Here is a 233-nt window from a genome sequence, read left to right on the forward strand (position 1 = left end):
CGCTCGTCATGCGCTTGATGCGCCGCTGACGGCAGCGAACGAACAGGATCGCATCCCGGCCCGGCGGTGAAACGCCGGGTTTTCTGTATCTTTAACAAGTGCTTGCGTGCGAAAATGACACGCCCGTCCGGAAAATTCCGGCGTAAAGATTGGATTCAACATTTCCCGGTAAACTGCCGTTAGCCATTCATCCGGCCCCGTTCGGGCCTGATGAAGCCAATGTCGTTTTCTGT

At 55.8% G+C, this 233-nt stretch carries 1 protein-coding gene; it reads right to left on the reverse strand.

Features of this window, described 5'->3' with window-relative positions:
• Nucleotides 1–6: 6 nt before the first annotated feature.
• A partial coding sequence (locus tag SB724_RS21965; RefSeq protein ID WP_410573212.1) for a hypothetical protein occupies nucleotides 7–233 on the reverse strand: 227 nt, incomplete at its 5' end.

Origin of the sequence: Bacillus sp. SIMBA_031, assembly GCF_046535225.1 — a bacterium.
Classification (GTDB): domain Bacteria; phylum Bacillota; class Bacilli; order Bacillales; family Bacillaceae; genus Bacillus; species Bacillus velezensis.